This is a genomic window from Aliiroseovarius sediminis, from assembly GCF_022678485.1.
Classification (GTDB): Bacteria; Pseudomonadota; Alphaproteobacteria; order Rhodobacterales; family Rhodobacteraceae; genus Aliiroseovarius; species Aliiroseovarius sediminis.
The window spans coordinates 386,616-399,226 of record NZ_JALBYP010000035.1; the positions used below are offsets into that span (position 1 = coordinate 386,616).

Here is a 12,611-nt window from a genome sequence, read left to right on the forward strand (position 1 = left end):
CTGCGCGTGCCCTGACGGATTAACCGGTCTTCTGCCAATAAGGGTTGATGGTCGGCACACCGAAATAATAGCCCTGCATGCAATCCACGCCGATCGAGGCCAGATAAGCCGCATCCATGTGGTTTTCGACATTCTTTGCCACCGTGAACATATCGAAATGCCGCGCCAGCGACAGCATCGCCTCGGTCAGAAGCTGGTTGTCCACATCCTGATGAATACCGCGGATAAACATGCCGTCGATCTTCATAATGTCGAAATAGAAGTCCTTGAGACATCGAAAAGAAGTATAGCCCGCGCCAAAATCGTCTAATGCAAAGCTGATCCCTTTTTGCTGCAGCTCGTTCATGAAAACCTGAACAACATCCGGCATGGTGATCGCTGTGCTTTCGGTAATTTCCAAAATCAAGCGCTCTCCGACGGTCGGATTGTCCCGCAAGCCGCGATCAAGCACCTGTTTCCAGCGCGGATAGGCGATTGAGCGGGCAGACATGTTGATCGCCAGCCGCAAACCCGGTTCGGCCGCCAGAACCTCAAGCCCCTTTTCCAGTGCAAGCGCATCCAGAATGCGCCCCATCTCGGTATCTTCGACCGCGCGAATGAAGCTTTCGGCGGGAATCACCCGGCCCGCACTGTCATGTACGCGCAACAAGCCTTCGTAGAACGCCATCCGGTCGGGATTTGCCGTTTGCACCACCGGTTGGTAAGCCAGCTTGACCTGTTTGTGGCGCAAAGCATGGCGCACAAGCGCCACAGCGTCTTTATCGCACAGGTCAAGAGCGACGGACAAGGGGTCGCTCATGGGGGCGCATTCAGGTGCCTCGTTCCATTTTAAACTATCTTTCATCACCATACTCCCTCGCAGCGATGGGACATTGATGCGTGATATGTGCTAACAAGCCGTGAAGACTTATTGTTGTTAAAAATCTTTAGCAAACAGATTGCCGGAGCCCCATGACCCAGCGTTGCACATGGTGCGGGGTTGACCCGCTTTACATCGCCTATCACGACACCGAATGGGGCGTGCCGGAATACGATGGGCGGGCGCTGTGGGAAAAGCTGATCCTTGACGGGTTTCAGGCCGGGCTAAGCTGGATCACCATCTTGCGCAAGCGCGATGCATTTCGCGCGGCCTTTGAAGGATTCGACCCCGAAGTTATCGCCAAATGGGGGGATGACGATGTCGCGCGTCTCTTGGCCAATTCCGGCATCGTCCGCCATCGCGGCAAAATCGAGGCAACAATCGGCAACGCGCGGGCCTATCTTGATCTGGGTGGGGCGCAGGCGTTTTCCGACCAGATGTGGGGATACGTCGATGGCACGCCGCGTATAGGCCATCATGCCAGCCTTGCGGATGTGCCGACCGCCAGCCCGCTGAGCGCACAAATATCCAAAGACCTGAAAAAAGCGGGATTCAAGTTCTGCGGCCCCACAATTGTTTACGCATGGATGGAGGCCTGCGGGCTGTTCAACAACCACATCACCAGCTGTTTTCGATTCGACCAGGTGGCTACCGAAGTACCGCCAGCAAGTCCCGGCTGGGAACGCCCGTGACCGGCACACCGCGCGCGGTCTGGTAAGATCGGATCGCCGCCCGTCCCTTTTCACCAATCACGCCATCCGGGCGACCGGCCTTGAAACCCAGCGCATTCAGGCGCTTTTGCAGCTCTTGCCGCTCGGCTGTGGTCATGTCCCAAGGTTTGCCGGGAAACTTGGCACGAATAGGGCCACGCCCGGCCAGACGGTCAGACAAATGGCCCACGCCGATCACATAGCTGTCGGCATAGTTGTAAGTCTTGAGAACATGGAAATTGTCGAAGATCATGAAGACCGGGCCGGTTGGGCCTGCTGGCAGAATCAGCGCACCGTTGGCCGCACCGGTCAGCTTTTCGCCCGATGCATAGGTCACACCCAGCCGCGCCCAGTCACGTTGACGCCGGGGATAAATGCGGCCCGTGTGCGCAAGGTCAAACCCTTTCGGCAGACGCACCTCATAAGCCCAAGGCTGCCCGGTTTGCCACCCTTTCGCGCGCAGGTACGCCGCGGTCGAGGCCAGCGCATCCGTCGGATCGTCGGCCCAGATATCGCGCCGTCCGTCGCGGTTGAAGTCAACCGCATGGCGCAGGAAGGAACTTGGCATGAACTGCGTGTGCCCCATGGCCCCGGCATAGGAACCTTTCAGTCGGCTTAGTGTCGTGTCGCCAGCGGCAATAATCTGCAGGGCGGCCAGAAGCTCGGCTTCGAACAGATTGCGGCGACGCCCCTCATACGCCAGCGACGCAAGAGTCGACATCACTGGCACCGACCCGCGCACTGCGCCAAAGCTGCTTTCCATGCCCCAGATCGCGACGATGAGCTCGCGCGGAACACCATATTGCTGTTCGATGCGGCCCAACAGCGTGGGATAGCGCGCCATCATCAACTGACCCGCCTTGATGCGTTGCGGGGACGCGGCCGACGCCAGATAATCGCCCAGCGACCTAGCGGTTTCCGGAGGCGCCTTATCCGACCGCACGACCTTGGGCAGAAACCGCACATTGTCCAGCGCGCGCAATGTACCGGCGGAAATGCCGCTGGCCGCCGCACGGGCACGGAAATCGGCGCGCCAAGCGTCGAATCCCACATCTGCAAGCGCGGCTTTCGGCATGGCGGTTACGGCCAATATCAGCCCCACCGCTTGCCGCCGTGAAAAATCTTTGGCTTTCATGCCCTATGACACCCCAGTTATCGCAGCGTGACCCACTAGGATCATCCTGTATCGGGGCTGGATATTACGCTTATTGGCACGAGGCTGAAAGGGTTGTGCCGGTCATCGGCAATCCGACGCTGACTCGCCGCAATTGCACCCATGGCCTGCGCCGCGTATAGCAGGCGAAACCAGATCGAAGTTCCGAAGGGCCGACCATGAGTGACAACAGCAAATCTGCCAATACCATGTGGGGGGGCCGCTTTTCCGCAGGCCCCGACGCGATCATGGAGGCGATCAACGCCTCGATCGGCTATGATCAGCGCATGGCGCGGCAGGATATTGATGGATCGCGCGCGCACGCTTCGATGCTGGCGGCAGTCGGTGTCATCACCGAGCAGGATGCAGAAGCGATCCACGAAGGCCTGTCGCAAGTTCTGACCGAAATCGAAAGCGGCACCTTCGCCTTCTCGACCGCGCTTGAGGACATTCACATGAATGTCGAAGCCCGGCTGAAAGAGATCGTGGGCGAACCAGCGGGTCGCCTGCACACGGCCCGGTCGCGCAACGATCAGGTCGCCACCGATTTCCGCCTTTGGGTCCGCGACCAGATGGACGCCGCGATTGACGGGCTGGACGCCCTGATCCGCGCCTTGATCGGTCAGGCTGAAGCCGGGGCCGACTGGGTCATGCCCGGCTTTACGCACCTGCAAACGGCCCAACCTGTAACGTGGGGCCACCACATGATGGCTTATGTCGAGATGTTTGCCCGCGATAAGTCCCGGTTCCGCGACGCGCGGGCCCGGATAAACGAATGCCCGCTTGGGTCCGCTGCACTTGCGGGCACATCCTTCCCGATTGACCGCCACATGACCGCGCAGGCTCTGGGCTTTGACCGCCCCACCGCCAATTCGCTGGACGCCGTGGCCGACCGTGATTTCGCGCTGGAGTTCCTCTCCTGCGCAACAATCTGCGCCATGCACCTGTCGCGTTTTGCTGAAGAGCTGGTGATCTGGTCCTCGGCCCAGTTCCAGTTTGTGCGCATGTCGGACAAATGGTCGACCGGGTCGTCGATCATGCCGCAAAAACGCAACCCCGATGCCGCCGAACTGATCCGTGCCAAGATTGGCCGGATCATGGGGGCGAATATCGGATTGATGACCGTGATGAAGGGACTTCCGCTGGCCTATTCCAAGGACATGCAGGAAGACAAGGAACAGGTGTTCGACGCCGCCGACAATCTGATGCTGGCGCTTGCTGCAATGACCGGGATGGTGTCGGACATGGCCGCAAACACCGATGGGCTTGAGGCCGCAGCTTCGTCCGGCTTCTCGACCGCCACCGACCTTGCCGACTGGCTGGTGCGCGCGCTGAACATGCCGTTCCGTGATGCTCACCATGTGACCGGTTCGCTGGTCGCCATGGCCGAGGCGCGCGGTTGCGACCTGCCCGATCTGTCACTGGCCGACATGCAATCGGTCCACGATGCGATCACCGACGAGGTGTTCGGCGTGCTGGGCGTGCACAATTCAGTGGCCAGCCGCACATCCTATGGCGGCACGGCCCCGTCCGAGGTCCGCAAACAGATTGCTCGCTGGAAAGAGGCCCTGTCATGATCCGCATCACCCTGATCGTCGCCCTTCTGGGCGTTGCAGCCTGCGGCGCCGATGGCGAACCCCTGCGCCCCGGCAGCCCCGAAGACATCGCAGAACAGCAAGCGCGGCAGTAAGCCCGCAGACAGAAAGGGCGCACCCCTTGGACCATTTCCTTTACCACGACGGAATCCTGCACGCAGAAGACGTGGCAATCCCGCAGATTGCGGCGCAGGTCGGCACGCCCTTCTATGTCTACTCCGCCGCCACGCTGAGGCGACACATGGGCTTGTTCACCGAGGCGCTCGACTGGGCCGATCACCTTGTCTGCTTCGCGGTCAAATCCAACTCGAACCTCGCGGTTCTGAAGCTGCTGGGTGACATGGGCGCAGGCATGGACGTGGTGTCCGAAGGCGAATACCGCCGCGCCTTGGCCGCAGGTGTGCCCGGCGACCGGATCGTCTTTTCCGGCGTCGGCAAAACGCGCGATGAAATGCGACTGGCGCTGACCCACGGCATCCGTCAGTTCAATCTGGAAAGCGAGCCCGAGATTTGCGCGCTGTCGCAGGTGGCAACCGAAATGGGCGTCGTGGCCCCTGTCACAGTGCGTGTGAACCCGGACGTCGACGCCAAGACCCATGCCAAGATCGCGACCGGGAAATCCGAAAACAAGTTCGGCATTCCCATCGCCCGCGCCCGTGATGTTTACGCCGAAATTGCCGCCCTGCCCGGCCTGAAGGTCGTGGGTATCGACGTGCATATCGGCAGCCAGCTGACCGATCTTGAACCATTCCGCCAAGCCTATCAGAAGGTCGCGGAACTGACCGAGGTGCTGCGCGCCGACGGACACCAGATCACCCGGCTGGACCTGGGTGGCGGGCTTGGCATTCCCTATGAACGCTCGAACACCGCCCCGCCCCTTCCCATCGAATATGGGGCAATGGTGCGCGAAACCGTTGGCCATCTGGGCTGCGAGATCCAGATCGAACCTGGGCGGCTGGTGTCGGGCAATGCGGGTCTTATGGTGACTTCGGTCATCTATGTGAAGAAAGGCGAAGGGCAGGACTTCCTGATCGTGGACGCGGCGATGAACGACCTTCTGCGCCCCGCCATGTATGACGCCTATCACGACATCGTGCCGGTGGTCGAAGCCGCGCCCGGTCAGGACAAGGCGCGCTATGACATCGTCGGGCCGATCTGCGAAACCGGCGACACCTTCGCCAAGGGCCGCGATCTGGACGGCCTTGCCCCCGACGACCTGATCGCCTTTCGCTCGGCTGGGGCCTACGGTGCGGTCATGGCGTCGGAATACAATTCCCGGCCCTTGGTCCCCGAGGTTCTGGTGATGGGCGATCAATTTGAAGTCATCCGCGCCCGTCCGACCTATGAAGATATGCTGGGGCGCGATACCATACCTTCATGGCTGTGAACCCGACGCGGGTCCAATGACCCGCCCCACCTTACCAGACGAGGTGCAGCCGCACCTCAGATGGCCCTTGCGACTGACAGGGGCCGGTATGGTTTTGGAACGGCTTTGGCATGCCTTCTGGCCACTTGTCACGATCCTTCTGGTCGCCTTCGCAGTCTGGAGCTTCTGGACCCTTGGCCCCTCGTCCATCGCAACGGGACTGATGCTTGCGGCTGGCCTGTTGGCGCTAACCGCGTTGATTCGGGGCGCGCGCCACTTCGACTGGCCCACCCAAGCCGAGCGTCTGGCGCGACTGGATGACGCCCTACCCGGCCATCCGATCGCTGCATTGATGGACGAACAGGCCACCGGGCGCAACGACCCTGCTTCGCGCGAGCTTTGGCAAACGCACTTGCGCCGCATGGCCCAGCGTTTGAAGGGAATACGGCCCGTCCCCCCTGACCTGCGCGTGGCCCGGCAAGACCCGCTTGGCCTGCGCCTGATGGCTGCCACCGCCGCGGCATTGGCACTTGGCTTCACCCCATGGATGGACCGCGCCGGCGCGCTGACCGGCACCGGGGGCGGCACCAGCGCGCAGCCGATTGCCAGCGCCAGTTGGGAAGGCTGGATCGAGCCGCCGGGCTATACCGGGCGCCCCAGTCTTTACCTGGCAGATCAACCGCCCGGCCCACTGGCCGTGCCCACCGGCAGCCGCCTGACCCTGCGCCTTTATGGCGATCTTGCGGCCCTGTCGATTACCGCCGACCTGTCGGACACGCCCATCACTGACCCGCCCCAGCAAAGCTATGTCCAGACGATCACCCAAAACGGCCCCCTGACGATCAACGGGCCGGGCGCCGCTGAATGGGATATCACCGCCATCGGCGACACACCGCCCAATGTGCGCGTGGACGGAGAGCTGAGCCGCCGCCTGTCCGGCGATTTCTCGCTTCCGTTCATCGCGACCGATGATTACGCGGTGACCACCGGGCAGGCCGGCGCCACGCTGGGGCTTGACCGCATCGACCGCCGCCACGGGCTTGCCATCGAACCGGAAACGCGCCCGCCTCTGGTCGTTGACCTGCCCTTGCCCTATCGCGGCGCGCGCACCCAGATCGAAGGCGTGTTGGAAGAAAACCTGATCGAGCACCCTTGGGCGGGCCTGCCGATCAACCTGACGCTGACGGTCGAAGATGGCGCGGGCCAGACCGGCAAGACGCAACCGCTAAACATCATCCTGCCCGCCCGCCGTTTTCTGCATCCTGTTGCCAAGGCGCTGGTCGAACAGCGGCGCGACCTGCTTTGGTCACGCGAAAACGGTCGTCGCGTGGCGCTGATCGTGCGAACGGTCCTGAACCGCCCGGATGAGCTTAATCTGCCCGATGGGGTCTATCTGCGGCTGCGCGGCGCAATCCGGCGGCTGGAGGGGGGGCTTGCGTTTTCCGACCTGCCCTCGGGCCTGTCCGAGGATCTGCGCGACGAGGTCGCTGGCCTGCTTTGGGATGTGGCAGTCGAACTGGACGATGGCCGACTGGCCGACGCATTGGCACGCATGCAGCAGGCCCAGGACCGGTTGGAACAGGCCTTGCGTGACGGGGCCAGCGAAGAGGAACTGGCCGAACTGATGGACGAGGTGCGCGAGGCGATGCGCGACTACCTTGATCAACTGGCGCAAAACCAGCAAGACGGCCCGCAATCCGACCAACCCCAGCCCGAAGACGGAATCGAGATGTCGCAGGCCGACATCGAAGACCTGATGGACCGCATCGAGGAACTGATGCGCGAAGGGCGCGAAGATGAGGCGATGCAACTGCTCGACCAGTTGCGCCAAATGATGGAAAGCATGCAGATGGCCCAGAATGGCCAGCCAAGCCAACCCGGCGAAGGCGCGCGCGAAGGGCTGCAACAGACGTTGCGCGACCAACAAGGTTTGTCCGATCAGGCCTTCCGCGACTTGCAGGAACAAGGCCAGGGATCGCAGGCAGGCGAGTCTGAAGGCAACGAAGGCCGCGATGGTGATCAGCGCCCTGGACAGAGCGATGATGGCCAAGGGGCCGGACAACAACCGGGGCAGGACACCGGGCAAGGTCAGGATCTGGCCGGGCGCCAAAGCGAATTGCAACAGCAATTGGACGCCCAACGCCGCAACTTGCCCGGCGCAAGTGACGAGGCCGGACAAGCCGCGCGCGATGCGCTGGACGAAGCCGGGCGCGCCATGGGGGACGCGGCTGACGCGCTGGAACAGGGCGATCTGCCCGAAGCCTTGGGCCGCCAAGCCGACGCGATGGAGGCCCTGCGCGAAGGGATGCGACGCTTCGACGAAGCAATGGCGAACCAGCAAGCCCAGCGCGAAGGCGAACAGGGCAACAGCCCCGGCGAGGGCCGCAGATCAAGCCAGCGCGACCCGCTTGGCCGCAACCCGGACGGCCAATCCGGCGCGCCCGGCACGGACAGCCCGCTTGAGGATGGCGACGACGTCTATCGCCGCGCGCAAGAGTTGATGAATGAATTGCGCCGCCGCTCGGGCGATGGCGACCGGCCCGAAGTGGAACGGGATTATCTGAAACGACTGTTGGATCAGTTCTGACTTTGTGCGCTTCACATGCGCTTGCGCGCTGCCAAGGCGGCTGAAATCGTGCCTTCGTCCAGATAATCCAGTTCGCCCCCGATCGGCACACCTTGGGCAAGCGATGACACCTCGCACCGCCCCTCAAGCTCTTCGGCGATGTAATGGGCGGTGGTCTGACCGTCGACGGTCGCGTTCAGCGCCAAAATGACCTCGGTCACATTTTCATCATTAACCCGCTGGATCAAACGCGGGATGCCCAAATCCTCGGGCCCCACCGCATCCAGCGCCGACAGCGTGCCACCCAATACGTGATAACGACCCTTGAAGCGCCCCGCGCGCTCCATCGCCCACAGATCAGCCACATCTTCGACCACGCAAATCTCTCCCACCGCGCGTTTTTCCGACATGCAGATATCGCACCGATCCGCGGTCGAGACATTGCCGCAGGTCACACATTCCCGCGCCGTTTCGGCAACCGCCGCCATCGCATCGGCCAAGGGCGTCAGGACCAAAGCGCGCTTGCGGATCAGATACAGAACCGCACGGCGGGCCGACCGCGGCCCCAGCCCCGGCAGCTTTGCCATCAACTCAATCAAGTTTTCAATATCGCGGGGGGCTTCTGACATGCGCGCGCCTGCCTCAGAACGGCAGGTTCATGTCCTTGGGCAGCCCAAGCTCTTCGGTCAGGCGCGACATCTCGCTTTCGCTACGCTCCTGCGCCTTGGCTTGCGCGTCCTTGATCGCGGCCAGGATCAAATCCTCGACCACTTCCTTTTCGTCCGGGTTGAAGATCGACGGGTCAATGTCCAGCCCCGTCAACACACCCTTCGCCGTGGCCGTGGCGCGCACCAGACCGGCACCGCTTTCACCTACGACAGTCATGGTGGACAGGCTTTCCTGCAAATCCGACATCTTGGTTTGCATTTCCTGTGCGGCTTTCATCATCTTGGTCATATCGCCAAGACCACCCAGTCCTTTCAGCATCGTATGCTCCTCGATCTACTGTGTTCAGTTCTAGATACGGTCCGGCAGCGTGGCTTACAAGGTGTGGCGCAGGGTTTGCATCACGCCTCTTCGAATGGGTCCCATTCATCTTCCACCTCGGGTAAAGCCGCGACGGCGGCTTCATCGACCATGTCTTCTGCCGTGCGAATATCGGTGATACGGGCTTTGGGAAAGTTCGCAATCACGGCTTGCACCAAGGGATGCGCCACCGCTTCTTCCTGCAAGGCAAGCTTTTCGCCATCCCGAACTTCGGTGATGGTCGGCGCGTCGCAGCCATTGACCAACGTCACGCCCCAACGCACACCGGTCCACATCTGCAAGCGTTGCGCCAGCCGCGCGGCAAGGTCGTTCGGCGCGCCATCCGCCAGCGTAAATTCGACCCGTCCGGGTGTGTAAGACGCCAACCGAACGCCACCTTCCACCTCAACCAACAGCTTCACATCGCGGTTGGATCGGATCAGTTCAATCACATCCTCGAACCGGGCGTAGCGCGCCAAGGCATCCTCGGGCTGCGCCGATACGGCCAGCGCGGTCACACCACCAACGGTTCCGCCACCCGCAACCGGCCCGCGCGACGCCGTGCTGCCCGCTCCGCCCCCGGTCGGGACAGACATCCCACCCGCGGGGCCTGGGGGCGGTGCTGGCTGATCTTTCAACTTGCGCACCAGCTCTTCGGGCGAGGGTAAATCGGCCACATGGGTCAGACGAATGATCGCCATCTCGGCAGCCATCATCGAGTTTGGCGCGGCCCCGACCTCTTCAATCGCTTTCAGCAACATCTGCCACATCCGCGACAACACGCGCATCGGCAGTGCCTCGGCCATGGTTTGCCCGCGACCGCGTTCCTCTGACGACACCGTTGGGTCTTCCACGGCTTCCGGCGTGATCTTGATCACACTCAGCCAATGCGACACCTCGGCCAGATCGCGCAATACGGCCATGGGGTCTGCGCCATCGGCATATTGGCCACCAAGCTCGACCAAAGCCCCCGCCGCATCCCCTTTCAGGATCAGATCCATCAGATCAAGCACCCTGCCACGATCGGCCAACCCCAACATCGCGCGCACCTGATCGGCGGTGGTTTCGCCCGCCCCATGGCTGATCGCCTGATCCAACAAAGACTGCGCATCCCGCGCCGACCCTTCCGCCGCCCGCGTGATCAACGCCAGTGCGTCGTCCGCAATCTCGGCCCCTTCGGCATCGGCAATCCGGCGCAACATCGCCAACATGTCTTCAGGTTCAATCCGACGCAGATCAAACCGCTGGCAACGGCTCAGAACCGTCACCGGAACCTTGCGAATCTCGGTCGTCGCAAAAATGAATTTCACATGCTCGGGCGGCTCTTCAAGTGTCTTGAGCAGCGCGTTGAACGCGCTGGTCGACAGCATGTGAACCTCGTCGATAATGTAAATCTTGTAGCGTGCTGAGGCCGCACGATAATGCACGCTATCGATAATCTCGCGAATGTCGCCCACACCGGTGCGCGAGGCCGCGTCCATCTCCATCACGTCGACATGCCGCCCCTCGGCAATCGCCACGCAATGCTCGCACTGACCACAGGGCTCGACCGTCGGGCCACCCTGTCCATCAGGGCCGATGCAATTCATCCCTTTGGCAATGATCCGTGCCGTGGTCGTCTTGCCGACCCCACGAATGCCCGTCATCACAAAGGCCTGCGCAATTCGGTCCGATGCAAAGGCATTGCGAAGCGTGCGCACCATCGCGTCTTGCCCGATCAGATCGGCAAAAGTCTCCGGGCGGTATTTGCGCGCCAACACCTGATAAGGCTGTGCAGTGGGCGAATCATTGGAAATTGCGTCTGACATGGGACCCTTTGATGCCGGATTCGTGTGCCCGCCAGATTAGGCCGGGCAGTGCGCTGCGTCCACCGAACTCTGACCCGCGCATCATATCATCCCGTCCGGTTTCTTTTGGCCCAAAATATCCTGGGGTGAATGCGCACCGCGCAGAGGGGCGAAGCCCCTTCCCTCATCGCCCTTTGCGCTTTCCCGCCCCTTTGGTCACACCCTTGACCATCTTCGAGAACTTGCGCTCGCGCGCCCGGCTCTCAGTCACAGTTTCCGTGTTCTTCGCCTCGCCCGCGCGCAGCTTGCGCCAGCGAGCCAACCGATCGGGATCAAGCTCCCCCGCCTCGATGGCCGCGCGAACGGCACAACCCGGCTCGGTTTCATGGGCACAATCGGAAAAGCGACAGTGGGTTTCCAATTCAGCCAGATCGTCGAACACGATGTCGATCCCCTCGCGCGTGTCCAGAAGCCGCATGGCGCGCATTCCCGGCATGTCGATGATCCAACCGCCGTGTCGCATCGGATACATGCTGCGCGCTGTGGTCACGTGCCGCCCCTTGGCGTCATCCTCGCGAACGCCTCCAGTCGCCGCGTCACCTCCGGTCAACGCATTGGTCAGCGTGGTCTTGCCCACGCCGGACGACCCGATGAACGCCGCCGTCTGCGGTGGTTTGCACCACGCGCCCACCGTCTTGGCGGCATCTGGGTCACGCGCGTTCACTGTCAGGATCGTCAGCATCGGGTCAAGCGCCTGAGCCTGGGTCTCGTACAATGTGGAATCGTCGCACAGGTCCGCCTTGGTCAGGACCAGCACGGGATAACACCCTGCCTCGTACGCCAAGGCCAAAAACCGTTCAATTCGCGCGATGTTGAAATCATCGTTGCACGAGGTCACGATGAACAGCGTATCCACATTCGCGGCGATCAACTGCGTGTGTGCATCCGTTCCCGCCGCACGGCGTTGCAGTAGGGATTTCCGTTCCAGCACCTGCTGGATACGCATTTCAGGATCGGCCAGAACCCAGTCGCCCACCGCCAATTCGCCTGCGGCATTCTTAGGCGACGTCAGAATCACATCGCCCGCTTCGCCCAGCGCATTCATGCGGCTTCGGTGAATTTCCGTGATGCGATATGGTGTCAAATCGCCGGCATCGTCGAACTGTGCCTCGAAGGAAGTGGACCATCCAAGGTCCGCAAGTGTGTAGGTCATCGCTCTGCCTGTTTCAGCATCGCTTGGCACCCCGATCGACAATGCGGTGTGGGGTGTGCGTGCTCAGGCAGAAAGGGGTACATCCCGTCTAGCAAATTCCTGCCCGAAGGGTGGTGACGACAATCATGTTAGCCCTCCGTTCAATGATACGCGCCCTGCGCGAGCCGGATCTAGTGATCCCTCTCGGCAAAACTGCGTTTCGACTCTAGGTGCTTCAACTGCTGTGCAACTAAAGCTGGGTGAGAGGCTGGACACGACCCAAGCGGGGCTCGTTGTGGCTGCTTCCTTCCGGACCTGACCAGATTGGCGAGGCGCCTGCCCGCGCCAACCTCTCAA

11 protein-coding genes and 1 other RNA gene are annotated in these 12,611 nt (G+C 61.9%); 5 read left to right on the plus strand and 7 right to left on the minus strand.

The window, feature by feature from the left end; translation table 11 throughout:
* Positions 1 to 19 precede the first annotated feature (19 nt).
* Positions 20 to 844: an EAL domain-containing protein gene (locus MN186_RS13350; RefSeq protein WP_242114856.1), complete on the minus strand. Its 825-nt coding sequence runs from the start codon at positions 842 to 844 to the stop codon at positions 20 to 22.
* Positions 845 to 951: 107 nt separating this feature from the next.
* On the opposite strand from MN186_RS13350, the gene MN186_RS13355 reads away from it, so the two are divergent.
* Positions 952 to 1,551 carry a DNA-3-methyladenine glycosylase I gene (locus MN186_RS13355; RefSeq protein ID WP_242114857.1) on the plus strand — a complete coding sequence of 200 codons (600 nt, stop codon included), beginning with the start codon at positions 952 to 954 and terminating at the stop codon, positions 1,549 to 1,551.
* On the opposite strand, the gene MN186_RS13360 is transcribed toward MN186_RS13355, so the two are convergent.
* Positions 1,508 to 2,704 (minus strand): lytic murein transglycosylase, encoded by a 1,197-nt coding sequence (locus MN186_RS13360; RefSeq protein WP_242114858.1) that lies wholly within the window; start codon positions 2,702 to 2,704, stop codon positions 1,508 to 1,510. The two genes, MN186_RS13355 and MN186_RS13360, sit on opposite strands and share 44 nt — an antisense overlap.
* Before the next feature lie 5 nt (positions 2,705 to 2,709).
* On the opposite strand from MN186_RS13360, the gene MN186_RS13365 reads away from it, so the two are divergent.
* The 4 genes from MN186_RS13365 (at position 2,710) to MN186_RS13380 (ending at position 8,270) form a co-directional block, all read left to right on the plus strand.
* Positions 2,710 to 2,865: a hypothetical protein gene (locus tag MN186_RS13365; RefSeq protein ID WP_242114859.1), complete on the plus strand. Its 156-nt coding sequence runs from the start codon at positions 2,710 to 2,712 to the stop codon at positions 2,863 to 2,865.
* Between the two features lie 36 nt (positions 2,866 to 2,901).
* The gene (gene argH / locus MN186_RS13370) at positions 2,902 to 4,299 is read left to right on the plus strand and encodes an argininosuccinate lyase (protein ID WP_242114860.1); all 1,398 of its coding nucleotides are present in this window, start codon (positions 2,902 to 2,904) and stop codon (positions 4,297 to 4,299) included.
* A gap of 139 nt (positions 4,300 to 4,438) precedes the next feature.
* Positions 4,439 to 5,704, plus strand: coding sequence for a diaminopimelate decarboxylase (lysA, locus tag MN186_RS13375; RefSeq protein WP_242114861.1), 1,266 nt, complete (start codon positions 4,439 to 4,441; stop codon positions 5,702 to 5,704).
* Positions 5,705 to 5,720: 16 nt separating this feature from the next.
* Complete coding sequence (locus MN186_RS13380) at positions 5,721 to 8,270, plus strand: TIGR02302 family protein (RefSeq protein ID WP_242114862.1); 2,550 nt, start codon at positions 5,721 to 5,723, stop codon at positions 8,268 to 8,270.
* An 11-nt stretch (positions 8,271 to 8,281) separates the two neighbouring features.
* On the opposite strand, the gene recR is transcribed toward MN186_RS13380, so the two are convergent.
* The 5 genes from recR to ffs all read right to left on the minus strand — a co-directional run bounded on the left by recR (position 8,282) and on the right by ffs (position 12,610).
* On the minus strand, positions 8,282 to 8,878 hold the full coding sequence (gene recR, locus MN186_RS13385; RefSeq protein WP_242114863.1) for a recombination mediator RecR: 597 nt from the start codon (positions 8,876 to 8,878) through the stop codon (positions 8,282 to 8,284).
* A gap of 13 nt (positions 8,879 to 8,891) precedes the next feature.
* A complete protein-coding gene (locus MN186_RS13390; protein ID WP_420838939.1) occupies positions 8,892 to 9,176 on the minus strand; it encodes a YbaB/EbfC family nucleoid-associated protein in 285 nt (94 codons plus the stop codon).
* A 140-nt stretch (positions 9,177 to 9,316) separates the two neighbouring features.
* Positions 9,317 to 11,083: a DNA polymerase III subunit gamma/tau gene (locus MN186_RS13395; RefSeq protein WP_242114865.1), complete on the minus strand. Its 1,767-nt coding sequence runs from the start codon at positions 11,081 to 11,083 to the stop codon at positions 9,317 to 9,319.
* Between the two features lie 163 nt (positions 11,084 to 11,246).
* Positions 11,247 to 12,275 (minus strand): ribosome small subunit-dependent GTPase A, encoded by a 1,029-nt coding sequence (rsgA, locus tag MN186_RS13400; protein ID WP_242114866.1) that lies wholly within the window; start codon positions 12,273 to 12,275, stop codon positions 11,247 to 11,249.
* A 237-nt stretch (positions 12,276 to 12,512) separates the two neighbouring features.
* Positions 12,513 to 12,610, minus strand: an RNA gene (ffs, locus tag MN186_RS13405) — signal recognition particle sRNA small type.
* Position 12,611: the final 1 nt, after the last annotated feature.

What these genes read in the sequence shown, in the direction of transcription:
- MN186_RS13350 (WP_242114856.1), bottom strand. Translation starts at nt 844, where the DNA reads ATGAAAGATAGTTTAAAATGGAACGAGGCACCTGAATGCGCCCCCATG.
- MN186_RS13355 (WP_242114857.1), top strand. Translation starts at nt 952, where the DNA reads ATGACCCAGCGTTGCACATGGTGCGGGGTTGACCCGCTTTACATCGCC.
- MN186_RS13360 (WP_242114858.1), bottom strand. Translation starts at nt 2,704, where the DNA reads ATGAAAGCCAAAGATTTTTCACGGCGGCAAGCGGTGGGGCTGATATTG.
- MN186_RS13365 (WP_242114859.1), top strand. Translation starts at nt 2,710, where the DNA reads ATGACACCCCAGTTATCGCAGCGTGACCCACTAGGATCATCCTGTATC.
- argH (WP_242114860.1), top strand. Translation starts at nt 2,902, where the DNA reads ATGAGTGACAACAGCAAATCTGCCAATACCATGTGGGGGGGCCGCTTT.
- MN186_RS13380 (WP_242114862.1), top strand. Translation starts at nt 5,721, where the DNA reads ATGACCCGCCCCACCTTACCAGACGAGGTGCAGCCGCACCTCAGATGG.
- recR (WP_242114863.1), bottom strand. Translation starts at nt 8,878, where the DNA reads ATGTCAGAAGCCCCCCGCGATATTGAAAACTTGATTGAGTTGATGGCA.
- MN186_RS13390 (WP_420838939.1), bottom strand. Translation starts at nt 9,176, where the DNA reads ATGCAAACCAAGATGTCGGATTTGCAGGAAAGCCTGTCCACCATGACT.
- MN186_RS13395 (WP_242114865.1), bottom strand. Translation starts at nt 11,083, where the DNA reads ATGTCAGACGCAATTTCCAATGATTCGCCCACTGCACAGCCTTATCAG.
- rsgA (WP_242114866.1), bottom strand. Translation starts at nt 12,275, where the DNA reads ATGACCTACACACTTGCGGACCTTGGATGGTCCACTTCCTTCGAGGCA.